Genomic DNA, 15,706 nt, shown 5'->3' on the forward strand with positions numbered 1-15,706 from the left:
GCGGTGTGGCTCCATGAATCGTTAATTTTTAGATACTAGCAAGGACTGGTTACAATTCAGCAATTTCAGTGCCCTTTTCCGTGGAACCCTTTTGTTTCTTTTTCGTTAGATTAGCCTGACGGGCTTTTGAGGCTCGGAGTGTAATACCAGCTTCTGAAACGGATCTGTGGCGGCATGCGTCTGACTTTGCATACGGACTATGCGCTGAGAGCGCTTATTTTTCTTACCTGGACAACGGATCGTCTTGCTTCCATTCGGGAAATTGCAACGACTTACGGAATCTCTGAAAATCATCTGGTCAAGATCGTTCACAAACTTGGCCAACAAGGTTTCATTGAAACGGTTCGGGGTCGTAACGGTGGTATCCGGCTGGCTCGTGATGCAAGCCAGATCTGTGTAGGCGATGTTGTTCGCGTCACAGAAGAGGGACTGGATAATGTTCCGAGTTCCAAAAAGGGACGGCTTTCGGAAGAACCCGGTCGCCTTCTGCCACAAAGCCGCTTTCGGGATGTGGTTAATGCTGCCCTGAAGGCTTTCATGGCGGTTCTTGATGACACTCGGCTTTCTGATCTGATTTTCGATGAGCAGAAACAGATGCTCGGTATCGCCAACAGTCCCCGGTCACGGCTTTTGAAACAGGATGAGAGCAGGGAAGTCAGTCATAGTGTGCCAACTGTAGCATCGTGAGACCTGCTTTTCTCACCATGCTGTTGTGGTCATAAAGATCAGGAAAAAGGCTCCGGGGATTTCTCTCCGGAGCCTTTTTCAATGGAACAGATTTCAGCCCCGACGAATGTCCGGAGCCTTCGCTTCTTCGGACAGGCGCGTGACGGCCTCATCCAGCGTCAGCATTTCCTGATCCGCACCGCCGAGACGACGCATCGCCACCGTTCCGGCTTCAGCTTCCTTGCGTCCCACTACCAGAATGACCGGCACACGAGCGACGCTGTGCTCGCGGATCTTGGCGTTGATCTTGTCCGCACGGGTGTCAGACTCGACCGTGAGACCGGCCTTGCGCAGGCGGGCGACAACCTCTTCGGCGTAAGGTGCTGCGTCACTGACAATGCTGGCCACGACAACCTGCATCGGCGCGAGCCACAGCGGGAACTTGCCCGCATGCTGCTCGATCAGAATACCGATGAAGCGCTCGAACGAACCAAGAATGGCGCGGTGCAGCATGACCGGACGGTGGCGGGCACTGTCCTCGCCGATGTAGTTCGCATCCAAACGCTCTGGCAGGACGAGATCGACCTGAAGCGTGCCACACTGCCAGTCACGACCGATGGCGTCACGCAGCACAAACTCCAGCTTCGGACCGTAGAACGCGCCCTCACCCGGATTGTATTCATACTCGACGCCAGCAATTTCACAGGCTCGCTTGAGCGCGGCTTCGGACTTGTCCCAGACTTCGTCGGAACCGGAGCGCTGCTCCGGACGGTCCGAGAACTTGATGCGGAAATGCTCGAAGCCGAGATCCTTGTAGACCTCCGTCAACATCGCCACGAAACGTACGGTCTCATCCGCAATCTGGTCTTCGGTGCAGAAGATGTGAGCATCGTCCTGAGTGAAGCCACGCACGCGCATGATGCCATGGAGCGAGCCGGACGGTTCATAACGGTGGCATGCGCCGAACTCGGCCATACGCAGCGGCAGTTCACGATAGGACCGGAGGCCGTGACGGAAGATCTGCACATGGCAGGGGCAGTTCATCGGCTTGAGCGCGAGGGTCTTGTCCTCATCCTCGACGGTGGCGATGAACATGTGGTGGCGATATTTGTCCCAGTGGCCTGAGGCTTCCCACAGGGCGCGATCCACGAGCTGTGGCGTGCGCACTTCCTCGTATCCGGCGCGGGTCTGGGCACGGCGCATGTAATCCTGAAGCGCCGTGTAGAGACGCCAGCCCTTGGCGTGCCAGAAGACCTGACCGACCGCCTCTTCCTGAATGTGGAAGAGGTCCATCTCCTTGCCGATGCGACGATGGTCACGACGTTCCGCTTCCTCAAGCTGGTGCAGATGCGCTTCCAGCTCTTTCTTGTCGCGCCATGCGGTGCCGTAGATACGGGTCAGCATCGGGTTGCGATGATCGCCACGCCAGTAGGCTCCGGCCACCTTCATCAGCTTGAAGGCGTTGCCGACATCGCCGGTGCTGCGCAGATGCGGACCACGGCAGAGGTCGAGCCACTCGCCCTGACGGTAGATCGAGATTTCCTCGTCGCCCGGCAGGTCGCGGATCAGTTCGGCCTTGAAGCGCTCGCCACGATCCTCGAAGAACTTGATCGCTTCATCACGCGGCCATGTCTCGCGGGTGAAAGACGCGTTGGCCTTGATGATCTCGTGCATCCGCTGCTCGATGGCCGGGAAATCCTCCGGCTTGAACGGCTCGTTGCGGTAGAAATCATAATAAAAGCCGTTCTCGATCGACGGGCCGATGGTGACCTGCGTGCCGGGAAACAGCGACTGCACCGCTTCCGCCAGCACATGCGCGGCGTCATGGCGGATCATTTCCAGCGCTTCCGTATCCTTGCGGGTGACGAAGCGGATGGAAGCGTCCTGTTCGACGGGGCGACCCATGTCGCGGAGCTGACCGTCCACTTCGATGGCGATCGCCGCTTTGGCGAGACCGGGACCGATGGACGCGGCAATGTCCGTGCCCGTCACCGTTCCGTCAAACTGGCGAACGGAACCGTCTGGCAGGGTGATGGCAGGCATGGATGGATGCTCCAGGCATTGAATGGGACGGACGACCGGGATGGACGTCCTTATGGGAAAGGCCGACTTTAATGGCGTCAGCCGAGGGCGGAGACAACCCTATCCACGGAAAGAGTTGCCATATCGTGCACCCGAAGCACATGAACCTGCTCGGCGAACCGCCCGATGGGGGCTGTGAGGCCGGGATCACTCTCCGCTGAAAACAGCACCAGACACCGACAGCCAACGGCGGCGGCAAGATGCATCGGACCGGTATCATTGCCGATGGCGATGGTGGCTCCGGCACAGATGCCGCCCAGATCAAGGATGGAGGTCTTTCCTGTCAGGTCAACGGCCTCGGGGCAGACTGACTGAATGACGGCCGCCAGAGGCGTGTCCGCACCGCTGCCGATGACAACTGGCGTCAGTCCCGTGGCCGCAAGATGAGCGGCAAGCGCGCCATAGTGCTCCGCCGCCCATCTCTTGCCCGGACGATGGGGTGCCGCCCCGGGCACGATGACGGCATAGGGCGTGCGGAGTTGTTCGGTGAACCGGGAGCCCTGTGAGGTAAGCCAGCCAAGGTTAGCCACCTCCGGCACCTCTGCCATTCCAGCCACCCGGAGCTGGTCGCGCTGACGGGTGCGGGTGTGCATGAGGGTGCGGCTGGGATTGGTGTGCGAAAGAGAGCCACTGCCTCTGATGCCGGACCAGTCAGCCTTTCCGGCCAGACGGCGATATCCGCTCGACCGGCCCGAGGTCTGAAGATCATAGATCCGGTCATACCCACTCAACTGCTGCCGGAGCCGTTTCATACCCCGTAAGTCAGTGATTTTCGGACGTGTATCGATCTCGATCTGATCGAACCACGGGCTGGCTTCGGCCAGCGCGCAGAACGGCGCTGTTGTCAGCAGGGTGATGGAGGCATCCGGGTGATGGGCGCGGATGGCGGCGAAGGCAGGAAAACTCTGCACGAAATCGCCAAGGGCGCTGAGGCGGATGACAAGAATGCGCGTCATGGGCGGCAGATTGCCCTGCCCTGCCCTTTCGCGCCAGTAGCGAGGCGTATCAGTGTGTCCTTGGAACGGGAGAGGCTACAGCGGCGTGTACGGTCACGTCACTCGGCGGAAGCGCATCGGGGTCGGAGGCGAGCACTGTCAGGTCCTGACGCGCCAGATCGGCCTCGTGGGAGTCCGGCTCAAGCGACACGACTTTTTCCCAGTCGGCGCGCGCACCCTCCGGGTCGTTCAGGCGCTGGCGGATGATGCCGCGCTCAAGCAGGGAGGTTGTGTCGTCAGGCTCCAGCGTCAGAGACTGCTCAATGTCGGTTTTCGCCTGCGTGAGAGCTCCGGTCTGGAGTTCCGCCATGGCTTTCAGCCTGTGCGTTTCCGCCGCAAGGATCGGGTTGTTGGCGAGCGGCGTCAGATCCCGGATGACGGTCTGCGGTTGATCCATCTGGAGAAGCGCCTTGTCTTTCAGCAGGCGCAGAGCGATGGACTCCGGTGTCAGTGTCAGTCCGTATCCTGCGGCTTCGGCCGCTTTGCCGGGCATGGCGGCGGCAAACCAGGCACGGGCGGCATCGGCCGCGACATTGGCCCGTTCCTCCGTGGAATCATCATCCGCACCCACCTCGTGCCTGGCTGTTTCATGCGCCAGCTGATCAAGCCGTTCCGCTCCGGCGAGGGCGTCTCCGGTCATGACGTCCGCAATCGCCCGGCAATGTCCGATCGCCCGTTCATTGCCTGTAACCGTGTGGCTGGACACATAGTCATTCACATCCGAGGGATCATCATCCAGCAGCGCGAGGCAGTCGGACAAAACAAATGGAGGGAGTGGGGCGGAGGCTGCGTGGAGAGTACAGGGGCCGGTTGTCAGGGAGGCAAGCAGCATGAGGGTTGTTGCCGCAGGACTGCCCGGAAGCAGGGCGGTTTTTCGCTGTCCCGTCTCCATGTGAAGCGAAGGGGAAAGTTCGGAAACCCGAGATGGGGAAGGGGCCGGACCAGTCATGGCGACCATTGAGGGCAGGGAGGGCGCTGTGGTCAAGACTGAACGAAAAAAGAGACAACAAGGTGCGGGATCGGCTGGTCCGTGCTATCCGCGAAAATTATGAATGCGTTAACTCGTAGGCCAGTCATTCTCCAGGTTCTGCCTGCTCTTGATGCGGGCGGTGTGGAACGTGGCACCGTGGAGATGGTGCAGGCCATCGCGCAGGCTGGCGGGATACCGCTCGTCGCCAGTGCGGAAGGGCGGCTGGCCCCGATGATCGCTTACTATGGTGGTCGCCATATTCCGCTGGAACTCGGTAGGAAGTCGCCCTTCGCCATTCTGCGGAATGCACGGAAACTCAAGGCGATTATCAGGAAGGAAAAGGTCAGCCTGGTCCATGCCCGCTCGCGCGCGCCTGCGTGGGCGGCGAAGCTGGCCTGCCGGTCGCGCAAGGTTCCTTTCATCACCACATGGCACGGGGTTCATAACGCAAGCTTCCGGGGCAAGAAGGCCTATAACGCCGTGCTGGCGGCAGGCGACCGTGTCATTGCCATCAGCCAGTTCATCGCGGACCGTCTGAGGCGGGAATATGAGGTCGGAGAAGATCGTCTTCGCATCATCCCTCGGGGGGCGGATACGGTGCAGTTCGATCCGGAAAACGTGCGCGGGGATCGTGTCAGTGCTGTTCTGAATTCATGGAACATCGAGGATGATGGGGCTGCGATCATTCTCATGCCAGCCCGGCTGACGGAGTGGAAAGGGCAGGGGCTGCTTCTGGAGGCACTTTCCATCATGATCCGGGAACGGTGGACGACGCGTCCGTGGGTCTGCGTTTTCGCGGGAGAGACTCCGGAGAAATCGGGTTTTCCGGCTCAGCTCAAATCACGTGTTGTCGAACTCGGTCTGACACCGCATGTGCGGTTCGGAGGGCATTGCACGGACATGCCGGCAGCTCTCGCCCTGTCGGAAATGGTGGTCGTGCCGTCCCTGCGGCCAGAGCCGTTCGGGCGTGTGGTGGTTGAGGCGCAGGCGATGGCGCGGCCGGTCATTGTCGCGGCGCATGGTGCGGCTGTGGAGACGGTCCGGCATGGTGAAACCGGCCTGCTGTTTCCACCCGGAGATGCGCGTGTTCTTGCGGAAATGATCGCCGCCACGCTGGAAGCGACGGATGAAGAGCGTATGGCGTTGGGTCATGCTGCCCGGCGCAACGTGCTGGAGCACTATACGACGCGGTCCATGCAGCAGGCGACGCTGGCGGTTTACGATGAAGTACTGGGTGGAGAGCTGGCCGGTCGTTTTGTGGAACGGGGCGTCGGAGAGTAGCGGACTTCAGAGCTTTGCCTTCTGCCCGCTCAATAGCCTTTTGTGCCGCCTGGCGCTTATGAGCCGGAAGCTTGTCCATCACGACAATATCGCCCGGTTTCTGTGTCGTTACGGGAACCTGTTCGACGGAGACCTGAAAGACCATGCTGTTTCATTGGACCATCATGCACGAAGGACGCGGTCATGCCTGTCTGGCGCAGGCCCCCGGTAAACGTCGTAGCCTTCCAGTGGTTGTGTGGCTGGCACACCGACCTGACAGCGTTCCCCGCGTAAGGCGCGACCACGCAGGCAGGCGGAGTGACCGGTTTTGTCGATTCAAAGAACCGAGGTGGCTTCACCGGATAAACCGGTTGTACAAGGTCTTGTGAGGGGTATCGGCTTTCGGTGCGTCTTTCCACGGAAGACTGTTACGGATCACGTAAACAATCCCGCTCAGAATACGACAGTCATCCACACGGGGAACCCCGTGAGCCAGAGGGAAAACGGCCTGATCCGTTCCTTCTGACGCCCGGACAGTAAAAACGCGTCACTCACAGACCCACTCTCCATCGGCAGGCCTGTGAATCACGACGTCTCGCTCAGTTCAATGAATTAACAGGTTCTGAGCCTAACTTGCCGCATTTCTGAAAAAATCAGAGACCAGCAGGCACTTTGCCACCGTTTTCCGCCAGTTTCTGGCGGACTTCCTTGATCAGCCACACATTCATGGTGGCCGAGTCGTTCTGGTCGCCTGTATATTTCAGCTCTGTCGCCAGTTGCTTGCGGGCGTCAAGGGAGCTGTCCAGACCGAGCAGCTTGAGCAGATCAACGATCGACTCTTTCCAGTTCAGCTGCTGGCTGGACTTCGCCGCCAGAGCTGTCAGGACCGCATCGACATCAACAGGCGCAGCAGGAGCTGCTGACGCCGGAGCGCTGGCGCTGGCAGTCCCAGCTGCAGGAGTAGCGGCTGTGGCCGTCTGTGCAGTTGCGGAAGGCGTTGCAGCCTCGGCATGGCCGAAAATGGCGGAGACGATCTTACCGAAAATGCTCATGAGAGAACTCCCTCTCTGGGTTGCGTATGACGTAGTGAGTGATCCCGTCCGGCTGGAAGGGACCACTCAGGCCAATCAGTAACGGTATTCTTCGTGCTTGAAGGGACCGTTGACCGGCACACCGATATAATCGGCCTGCGCCTGACTCAGTTTCGAAAGATGCGCGCCAACTTTGGCCAGATGAAGGGCAGCGACCTTTTCATCCAGCTGCTTTGGCAGCGTGTAGACCTTCGCTTCATACTGACCCGGCTTCGCCGTCCACAGCTCGATCTGGGCGAGCGTCTGGTTGGTGAAGGACGCCGACATCACGAAGGACGGATGACCTGTGGCGTTACCAAGGTTCACCAGACGGCCTTCGGACAGCAGGATCACACTCTTGCCGTTGGAGAAGATGACTTCGTCCACCTGCGGCTTGATGTTGTCCCATTTGAAGTTGCGCAGCGCACCGACTTCGATTTCGGAGTCAAAGTGACCGATGTTGCAGACGATGGCGCGGTGCTTCATCTCGCGCATGTGCTCGAGACGGATCACGCCTTCGTTGCCCGTCGCCGTCACGAAGATGTCGCCACGCGGAGCGGCGTCTTCCATCGTCACGACCTCGTAGCCTTCCATCGCCGCCTGCAGGGCGCAGATCGGGTCGATTTCAGTCACGAGCACGCGGCAGCCGGCGTTGCGGAGGGACGCAGCGGAACCCTTGCCCACATCGCCATAACCGGCAACGACGGCAACCTTGCCGGCCATCATCACGTCGGTGCCACGACGGATCGCGTCGACGAGGCTCTCACGGCAGCCATACAGGTTGTCGAATTTGGACTTGGTCACGCTGTCGTTGACGTTGATCGCCGGAACCTTGAGCGTGCCTTCCTTCTGCATCTTCCACAGACGGTGAACACCCGTGGTCGTCTCTTCGGACAGGCCGCGCACGTCTTTCAGCAGCTCAGGGAACTTGTCGTGCATCATGACGGTGAGATCGCCGCCATCGTCGAGGATCATGTTCGGCGTCCAGCCGTCCGGTCCCTTGATGGTCTGCTCGATGCACCAGTCGAACTCTTCGTCGTTCAGGCCTTTCCAGGCGAAGACCGGAATACCAGCGGCTGCGATGGCGGCTGCGGCGTGATCCTGAGTCGAGAAGATGTTGCAGGACGACCAGCGGACAGTCGCGCCGAGAGCAGTCAGCGTCTCGATCAGCACGGCGGTCTGGATCGTCATGTGCAGGCAGCCGGCGATACGCGCGCCCTTGAGCGGCTGGCTTGCGCCATATTCCTTGCGAAGCGCCATCAGGCCGGGCATTTCGTCCTCGGCAAGAGAGATTTCCTTGCGGCCCCACTCTGCGAGGGAAATGTCCTTGACCTTGTAGTCGGTGAATTCTGCGCTCATGTGACGTCCTGTTCTAAGAAAAGCAGGCCCCCTATACAGGCTGAACGGCTGTCATGCCAACAGAAGCGTGCAAGAGAGGGTGGATTGGCGGTTGCGCAATCCGGGCGGATTACGGACAGTCGCCTTATGTGGAATGAACCCTACCTTGAAACCTGCTGCCGGTCGGCGCTGCATCGCCTCAGTCTTTCCGGCAGTCATGGACGGTCGCACGGGCTGAAAGATGAGCCCTGTCTTGAACGGCTGACACGCAAGGGACTGGCCTGCGTCGGAGAAGACGACCGCTTTCACATCACGCAGGATGGTGAGGCGCGCCATCGCGTCGAGGTTCTGAAGCAGACATGAGGGCAGACCGGCCAGAGCAGATATGGGACGCCATCGACCGGCTTGCCTTTGAAAAAGGCCTCACGCCTTCCGGACTGGCGCGTGCTGCCGGACTGGATCCTACGGCGCTCAATCCGTCGAAACGTCATATGGCCGATGGGCGGGTTCGTCTGCCCCGCATGGAGACCATGCTGGCGTTGCTGCGGGCCGCCAGCATGTCGTGGCATGATTTCGCCGATTATCTGGCCGGAGAGACGAAGCGCGGACAGGAGGGGCCGGAACGCAGGTCGCTGACCGGACGGATAAAGGTTGTCGAATTTTCCCGGCTTGGGACAGCTGAACTGTTTGATCGCGCCCATCTGCCTGTCCCGCATCTATGGGCAGAGGCAAATTCCCCGTTTGCAGACGCCGGACCGCATGACTACGCCATCCGGTTGGATAGCGCCGTCTATGAGCCGTCTTTCCGACAGGGCAGTCTGCTGCTGGTCACTCCGGCGAGCGTGATTCACACAGGTGATCGGGTGATTTTCTGCGCGCCCTCTCCCGTCATTGCCATTGCGGATCAGGGTACGGAGAACGGATGGAGGGTGACCACACTCAGTGGAGAAGATCTCACCATTCCGACGGCTTCTCCGGCTCACAGGGTGACAGCAGCCACATTGTGAAAGATGTTTTGGCGGAGCGACCCGGTTTCCTTGATCATGATCTGTTAAAGCAGATGGGTGCTGGACTCTTCCCTATACTTGAAGAGTCCCCAACCTTTATTCCAACAGGTCGGGATCAAAGGAACTGCGTCCCTTTGTGGGGTTCGGGGCAAAGCTCTGGAGTGTGCTGACAACGGAGAACTGAAGATCAGTCGGTGTCACTCATTGATCAGAGAGACACCAAGGCTGCTCAACGCATCCCAGTATCCGGGATAGGTCTTGCCCACGCAGGCAGGATCCAGAATGGTGATGCCGTCGATCTTCAGGCCTGCCAGTGCGAACGCCATGGCGATACGGTGATCGGAATAGGTTTCGATCCGTGCTGGAAGCAATTGTCCTGTCAGGGCGGGATCACTGTTTACAATCAGGTCGTCTCCGTCTTCCCGTGCCAGACCAGCTTTAATCCGGTTGAGTTCGGTGGAAAGCGCTGAGATGCGGTCGCATTCCTTGACCCGCAGATTGCGGATACCGACGAAGCGCACAGGTGTGGCGTTGAACGCTGCAAGCACGGCCAGAGTGGGGATGGCGTCCTGCATCTGTGACCCATCGATTTCCGCAGGCATGTGCGGAAAAAGCGAGATCATGTTGAAAGCTTTTGCGTCCGGCTGAGAAAAGGATTCTGGCGCGAGCCCCACATCAATCTTTCCGCCGGTCAGGGCAGCGGCAGCCCAGAGATAGGTGGCGGCGGAGGCGTCCGGTTCAATCCGGAAATCCGTTGCCTTGTAAGGCGACGGCGTGACATGCCAGCTCATTTCTCCTTGCGGCTCAACCTTGCCACCAAAAGCTTTCATCGCCGCGACAGTAAGATCAACATAGCCACGGGCGTCGAGGCTGCTTCCTTCCAGCACGACATCGGTTGGCGCATCGGCGCGGCCGGCAGCCATCAGGATGGCCGAGATATACTGGCTGGAAAGACCAGCATCGATTGTAACCTTTCCGCCGGAAAGATGTCCCGTGCCTTCTACTGTCACCGGAGGGCAGCCGGTCGGGGCAGAAATGGTGACGCCCAGAGAGGACAGGGCTGTGATCAGCGGCGCAATCGGACGCTTCTGCATATGGGCGTTGCCGTCCAGAACGACTGTGCCTTTTACATAGGGCGCGGCAGCAGTCAGAAAACGGACTGCGGTTCCGGCGTTGCCGAGAAACAGCGGTTCGGAAGGTGCGGCGAATGTGCCGTTTCCCTTCACAACAAAGCTGGTGTCTGTCGGCTCTTCGACACTGACACCCATCAGGCGCAGTGCTGCTGCCATATACAGCGTATCGTCGCTTTTGAGCGCGCCGGTCAGATGGCTTTGTCCGTTAGCCAGAGCCGCAAGCAGAAGCGCACGGTTGGTGATGGATTTTGATCCCGGCAACTCGATCTGGCCATTCAATGGGCCTGCGGGTGGAACGATGCGGAGTGCGGAAACGGCGACCATGAGACCTCTGCCCTGTAGCTGACAGGGGTGTTTAACACACAAGGAGCGTTCTGTCTGATGGGGGGCTCAAATGCACCGCAGCAGGAGAGAGGCACTGTCAGAACGCAGTCTGACTCAGAGTGATCTAGACTCAGGCCCTGTTAATTCATTGAGCTGAGCGAGTTGTTGTGATTCACAGGCTGATCGAGGAGGAGAAGTCTGCGAGTGACGCGTTTTTGCTTTCTGAGCGTCAGATGGATCTGATCAGGCTATTTTTCCCACTGGCGCATGGAGTTCCGTGCGTGGATGACCGCCGTGTTCTGGGCGGGATTGTTTACGTCATCCGTAACGGTCTTCAGTGGAAAGACGCCCCGAAAGCGTATGGTACGCACAAGACTTTATACAATCGTTTCATTTGCTGGAGCCGTCTCGGTGTCTTTGACAGGATTTTCGTCGCCCAGACAAAGCAGGCAGATCACACCGCCTAATAGATTGATGCGACACATCTCAAAGCGCACAGAACGGCAGCGTCTTTGCTCAAAAAGGGGCTTTTCCCCGCGATATCGGACGGACAAAAAGGTGATCTGACCACCAGAATCCACTCCATAATCGATGTCACGGGAAAGGCTATGGCTCTTTCCCTGCTCCCCGGGCAGAGAGTCATATCAATGAAGCAGAGCCGCTTCTGGATGGAGTCGATCCCAAGGCCCTCATCGCCGGCAGGGTTTGTACAGAAACATTATTGGAATTAACTGACGACACGTCCTACGAACGCGGGCGAGGGCAGATGCAGGGAGTCCCAGCCATGCACCCATGCACCACCCGCCTGCGTCCCGTTATCAAGAATGACGTAACGCAGTCCGGTCCGTCGTAGAAAATACGACGCGGCGAGGGCCGCCTGACCGCCTCCCACGATCACAACATCGAACTGTTCCGCCATTGCCCGGCTCACAGACTTTCCGGGAGACGGAATTCCGCCTTGCGTTCGCTGTAGCGATCAACGAGGTAGTCGGCCCGGTCGCGCAGCAGCCATGTGAACTTCATAAGCTCTTCCATGACATCTACCATCCGGTCATAGAGGGGGGATGGCTTCATCCGGTCATCGTCACCGAACTGGGTATAGGCCATCGGCACGCTGGACTGATTGGGGACGGTGAACATCCGCATCCACCGGCCCAGCACCCGTAGGGCATTGACGGAATTGAAGCTCTGCGATCCGCCTGATACCTGCATGACAGCCAGCGTGCGGCCCTGTGTCGGGCGGACCGCCCCTTCGGAGAGCGGCAGCCAGTCGATCTGGTTCTTGAATACGGCGGTAATGTTGCCGTGCCGTTCGGGGCTGCACCAGACCTGGCCTTCAGACCAGATCGAGAGTTCCCGCAGTTCCCGCACCTTCGAATGACTTGCGGGCACGGAATCCGCTACCGGCAGGCCGGTCGGGTCGAACACCCGTGTCTCGGCCCCCAGCACCTTCAGGATGCGTTCTGCCTCAAGCACCAGCAACCGGCTGAAGGATCGGGGGCGTAAAGAGCCATAGAGCAGAAGGATACGCGGCGGATGGTCCACACGCGGTTGCGGTTCCAGCCGCGCGAGATCGACCGGTTCAAGATATTCGGGGTGGAGGGCCGGCAAGTCAGGTTCGGTCATTGTGATATCGGTCCATTCATGCATTACGGGTGGCTGATTAGAGGCAGCCACAGGGCCAGTGCCAGGAGTGTGACCAGCAGGACGGGAGGTGTGATCACCAGACCCACCTTCATATATTGCCCCCACGTGACCCGATGGTTCTTGGACGCCAGCACATGCAGCCAGAGCAGTGTCGCGAGACTGCCGATCGGCGTGAATTTCGGCCCGAGGTCGCAGCCGATGATGTTGGCATAGATCATCAGGTCATGGGTCAGCGGGGTGAGGTCGTGAGCCTGTTGGATCGCCAGCGCCCCGACCAGCACACTCGGCATATTGTTCATGATGGACGACAGAACAGCCGCTAGAAAGCCGGTGCCGATGGTGGCCGTGAACGTCCCTTGATGACCGAGCCAGACCAGTGCGGTCGCAAGGTAGTCAGTCAGCCCAGCATTGCGCAGCCCGTAGACCACCAGATACATGCCCAGGGAGAAGATCACGATCTGCCACGGGGCGCCCCGCAGCACCTTGCGAACAGGGATGACCCGACCATATCCGGCGACGAGCAACAGGATTCCGGCGGCCAGGCAGGCCACGACACAGACCGGGATATGAAACGGCGCCGTCAGGAAATAGGCCGCCAGAACCAGGGCCAGCAGTGGAAATGCCGCCCGGAATACATGAGGGTCACGAATGGCCGTGGCAGGTGCGGGCAGTTCGGCGACGGGATAGGTCGCAGGCACCTGCCGCCGATACCACAGCCACAGGACCGCCAGCGTTGCACCAAGTGCGACCAGATCGACCGGCACCATGACCGCAGCATAGCGATCGAACGCAATACCAAAGAAATTGGCGCTGACGATGTTCACCAGATTGGAGATGACCAGCGGCAGGCTGGTGGTATCCGCGACGAAGCCAGTGGCGATAATAAAGGCCAGCGCCGCAGCAGGACTGAGGCGAAGCTGCGTGAGGATGGCGATGACGATGGGCGTCAGCAGCAGGGCCGCGCCGTCATTGGCGAACACAGCCGCAATGGCTGCTCCCAAGACCACGATCAGCGGGAATAGCGTCCGGCCTCGCCCTTTGCCCCAGCGCACAACGTGCAGGGCGGCCCAATGGAAGAATCCGGCCTCATCCAGCAACAGCGAGATGACGATCAGCGCGATAAAGGTAAAGGTTGCGTCCCAGACGATGTGCCAGACGACAGGAATGTCGTGCCAGTGGATCACGCCAGCCGCCAGGGCCACGGCGGCGCCTGCCATGGCACTCCAGCCGATACCCAGCCCCCGAGGCTGCCAGATGACAAAAACCAGCGTGACAACGAAAATCAGAAGCGCCAGCATCAGACGATCCGCTTTCCGGATTCATCGACGATCTTCTCGCCGTCCTCTTTGACGAAAGCGCCTCTCTGCGGGTTGGGCAGGATGTCCAGAACCGCCTCAGACGGACGGCAGAGTGCCGCACCCAGCGGGGTGACGACGATCGGGCGGTTCATCAGGATCGGATGTGCGATCATGGCGTCGATCAGTGCGTCATCGCTCAGGACCGGATCATCGAGGCCAAGTTCGTGAAAGGGCGTGCCCTTTTCCCGCAGGACCGAGCGCACCGGAACGCCCATACGGGCAATCAGATCGACCAGTTCCGCACGGCTGGGAGGCGTTTTCAGATACTCGATAATGCGAGGCTCCTCGCCGCTGTTGCGGATTAGTGCCAGCACGTTGCGCGACGTGCCGCAGGTCGGATTGTGGTAGATCGTGATGGTCATGAGCAGGATTCCGGAGACGGGCAGCAGGAGGACAGGTTCGCGATCAGGGGCGCGCAGAGCTCGGGGCTGCCCTCACAGCAGTCCCTGACGAGGAAGAGCATCAGGTCGCGCAGGCGTGGAAGACAGGCGCGATAGACAATCAGCCGGCTGTGGCGCTGCGAGGTCAGCAGACCGGCGCGGGTCAGGGTGGCGAGATGGGTCGAGATCGTGTTCTGCGGCATATCCAGATGGCGTGCGACGTCTCCTGCGGGTAGTCCGTCCGGCTCATGACGCACTAGCAGGCGGAAGATATCCAGTCGTGTGGACTGGGACAGGGCACTCAAAGTGGCGAGGGCGGATTGTGTATCCATAAATCGACGATCATGGATATATGAAATGATGTCAACCCTCTCGGTTTCGGCTTGGTCAGGCTTCATCCTTTGAGCCAGAAGGTGAAGGGGTGCTGCGATATGGATTGCTGACATGAAGGTATGAGCGCATCAGTCGTATTTGGTGCTCGGACAGTAAAAACACGTCACACAGTCTTGCCTCCATCGGTAAGTCTGTGAATCGCTATGTCTCGCTCACTTCAATAAATTAACTGGTCCTGAGCCTGGGCAAGCTCGGAAAACATGCATGCTTTGGTTGTGGATAGTGCGTTTGTAATAAATATATCTCGATAATCCAATAAAGATGCATAATAATTGCGTGTTTATGTGGGTGTGTGTGTTAAAAACACAATAATTATATCTATTTAATTGAATATAGTTGACCAGATAGCAAGTTGATGCTAAATATATTTTCTGTAGAAGAAGTGTATCTTTTCTACAATTCTTCCTGAGGTAACTGTTGAGGCAATCTGTCATGAGAACACTAAGCGCTGAAGAAATGAATGAAATTTCTGGTGGCGGCCTTCTGGGTGGTCTGGGTAACGCGTTGATTTCTGTTGCTAACGGCATCAACACGTTGCAGGACCAGACTAATGTTTTCGGTTCGCTTCTTCATAATGTTGGCTTGGGCCCGGTTACAGGCGTTGTTGATAGCATCATTCAGGATGGTACGGACGCTATTTCTTCAGCTGGTTACCTGCTTGGTGGAACGGAATCCCGCGTATCTCATCTGAGCAACACGGCGGCAACTGGCCAGTATGGCCTCAGCTTCCTGGGCTTCAGCCTCTAAAACGTCTGCCTGCTCAAGTCAGAAGAGTAATGATGTGAATTTTGATCCTCTATGATGGCGTCAGAGTTGATTGTGCTCTTTCTGGGATGACGGGTTTTGTTTTTAATGCGATTGCGGCATTTTGAGTGCTGTAATCGCATTTTTAATATTCTGAGCTTTTTTTCTAATAGAAAATGTATTTCAAACGGATGTATTGACAGTATCCGTGTGACGATAAGAGTAGTTTAATTTCAGTATTGAAATTGAAAATGTGTTTTTAAAATAATTAATTTTCTGAATTGAGTGTGGTGTCTATGGTTTCAGTGTTTTTCTGTGAGAGTGAGTTTTTGGAAATAT

16 protein-coding genes and 3 pseudogenes are annotated in these 15,706 nt (G+C 58.4%); 6 read left to right on the plus strand and 13 right to left on the minus strand.

From position 1 onward, the window contains the following. Positions 1–174 precede the first annotated feature (174 nt). The gene (locus EMQ_RS10725; protein WP_010668185.1) at positions 175–687 is read left to right on the plus strand and encodes an Rrf2 family transcriptional regulator; all 513 of its coding nucleotides are present in this window, start codon (positions 175–177) and stop codon (positions 685–687) included. A 93-nt stretch (positions 688–780) separates the two neighbouring features. Here EMQ_RS10725 and thrS read toward each other — a convergent pair whose 3' ends face one another. From thrS to EMQ_RS10740, 3 genes are all read right to left on the minus strand, one after another. After that, the gene (thrS, locus tag EMQ_RS10730; RefSeq protein ID WP_010668184.1) at positions 781–2,709 is read right to left on the minus strand and encodes a threonine--tRNA ligase; all 1,929 of its coding nucleotides are present in this window, start codon (positions 2,707–2,709) and stop codon (positions 781–783) included. 77 nt (positions 2,710–2,786) lie between these two features. Then, entirely contained in the window at positions 2,787–3,704 is a 918-nt protein-coding gene (locus EMQ_RS10735) for a glycosyltransferase family 9 protein (RefSeq protein ID WP_010668183.1), read from the minus strand. 49 nt (positions 3,705–3,753) lie between these two features. Next, the gene (locus EMQ_RS10740) at positions 3,754–4,728 is read right to left on the minus strand and encodes a tetratricopeptide repeat protein (protein ID WP_231367951.1); all 975 of its coding nucleotides are present in this window, start codon (positions 4,726–4,728) and stop codon (positions 3,754–3,756) included. 63 nt (positions 4,729–4,791) lie between these two features. Here EMQ_RS10740 and EMQ_RS10745 point away from each other — a divergent pair, with 63 nt between their 5' ends. Then, positions 4,792–5,994 carry a glycosyltransferase family 4 protein gene (locus EMQ_RS10745; protein WP_010668181.1) on the plus strand — a complete coding sequence of 401 codons (1,203 nt, stop codon included), beginning with the start codon at positions 4,792–4,794 and terminating at the stop codon, positions 5,992–5,994. 7 nt (positions 5,995–6,001) lie between these two features. Here EMQ_RS10745 and EMQ_RS17180 read toward each other — a convergent pair. The 4 genes and pseudogenes from EMQ_RS17180 to ahcY all read right to left on the minus strand — a co-directional run. Continuing rightward, positions 6,002–6,309: pseudogene (locus tag EMQ_RS17180) on the minus strand (transposase); the annotation flags it as partial. A gap of 22 nt (positions 6,310–6,331) precedes the next feature. Then, a pseudogene (locus tag EMQ_RS17395) lies at positions 6,332–6,543 on the minus strand (transposase); the annotation flags it as partial. 83 nt (positions 6,544–6,626) lie between these two features. Next, positions 6,627–7,025: a DUF3597 domain-containing protein gene (locus tag EMQ_RS10755; RefSeq protein ID WP_010668031.1), complete on the minus strand. Its 399-nt coding sequence runs from the start codon at positions 7,023–7,025 to the stop codon at positions 6,627–6,629. A gap of 75 nt (positions 7,026–7,100) precedes the next feature. Continuing rightward, a complete protein-coding gene (gene ahcY, locus EMQ_RS10760; protein WP_010668032.1) occupies positions 7,101–8,402 on the minus strand; it encodes an adenosylhomocysteinase in 1,302 nt (433 codons plus the stop codon). A gap of 126 nt (positions 8,403–8,528) precedes the next feature. Between ahcY and EMQ_RS10765 the strand changes: the two genes are divergently transcribed. Together EMQ_RS10765 and EMQ_RS10770 are read left to right on the plus strand one after the other, a co-directional pair. Next, complete coding sequence (locus EMQ_RS10765) at positions 8,529–8,744, plus strand: hypothetical protein (protein ID WP_010668033.1); 216 nt, start codon at positions 8,529–8,531, stop codon at positions 8,742–8,744. Beyond that, positions 8,741–9,388, plus strand: coding sequence for a helix-turn-helix transcriptional regulator (locus tag EMQ_RS10770; RefSeq protein WP_010668034.1), 648 nt, complete (start codon positions 8,741–8,743; stop codon positions 9,386–9,388). Before EMQ_RS10765 ends, EMQ_RS10770 begins: the two co-directional genes overlap by 4 nt. Positions 9,389–9,585: 197 nt before the next feature. Here the strand turns inward: EMQ_RS10770 and EMQ_RS10775 are convergent, their stop codons facing one another. Beyond that, positions 9,586–10,845, minus strand: a complete 1,260-nt coding sequence (locus EMQ_RS10775; protein ID WP_010668348.1) for a 3-phosphoshikimate 1-carboxyvinyltransferase — start codon at positions 10,843–10,845, stop codon at positions 9,586–9,588. A 233-nt stretch (positions 10,846–11,078) separates the two neighbouring features. On the opposite strand from EMQ_RS10775, the gene EMQ_RS10780 reads away from it, so the two are divergent. Continuing rightward, positions 11,079–11,312, plus strand: a complete 234-nt coding sequence (locus EMQ_RS10780; RefSeq protein ID WP_132012101.1) for a transposase — start codon at positions 11,079–11,081, stop codon at positions 11,310–11,312. A gap of 284 nt (positions 11,313–11,596) precedes the next feature. Here EMQ_RS10780 and EMQ_RS10785 read toward each other — a convergent pair. From EMQ_RS10785 to EMQ_RS10805, 5 genes and pseudogenes are all read right to left on the minus strand, one after another. Next, positions 11,597–11,764 (minus strand): annotated as a pseudogene (locus EMQ_RS10785) (NAD(P)-binding protein); the annotation flags it as partial. Positions 11,765–11,772: 8 nt separating this feature from the next. Beyond that, positions 11,773–12,471: an arsenical resistance protein ArsH gene (gene arsH, locus EMQ_RS10790; RefSeq protein WP_026200074.1), complete on the minus strand. Its 699-nt coding sequence runs from the start codon at positions 12,469–12,471 to the stop codon at positions 11,773–11,775. 23 nt (positions 12,472–12,494) lie between these two features. Then, entirely contained in the window at positions 12,495–13,790 is a 1,296-nt protein-coding gene (locus tag EMQ_RS10795) for an arsenic transporter (RefSeq protein ID WP_018308018.1), read from the minus strand. Further along, positions 13,790–14,212 carry an arsenate reductase (glutaredoxin) gene (arsC, locus tag EMQ_RS10800; protein ID WP_018308017.1) on the minus strand — a complete coding sequence of 141 codons (423 nt, stop codon included), beginning with the start codon at positions 14,210–14,212 and terminating at the stop codon, positions 13,790–13,792. Before arsC ends, EMQ_RS10795 begins: the two co-directional genes overlap by 1 nt. Further along, positions 14,209–14,562: an ArsR/SmtB family transcription factor gene (locus EMQ_RS10805; protein WP_026200073.1), complete on the minus strand. Its 354-nt coding sequence runs from the start codon at positions 14,560–14,562 to the stop codon at positions 14,209–14,211. Before EMQ_RS10805 ends, arsC begins: the two co-directional genes overlap by 4 nt. A gap of 493 nt (positions 14,563–15,055) precedes the next feature. On the opposite strand from EMQ_RS10805, the gene EMQ_RS10810 reads away from it, so the two are divergent. After that, entirely contained in the window at positions 15,056–15,370 is a 315-nt protein-coding gene (locus tag EMQ_RS10810) for a hypothetical protein (RefSeq protein WP_231367950.1), read from the plus strand. The last annotated feature ends 336 nt before the right edge of the window (positions 15,371–15,706 follow it).

The sequence above is a fragment of the Acetobacter aceti NBRC 14818 genome (assembly GCF_000193495.2).
GTDB lineage: Bacteria > Pseudomonadota > Alphaproteobacteria > Acetobacterales > Acetobacteraceae > Acetobacter > Acetobacter aceti.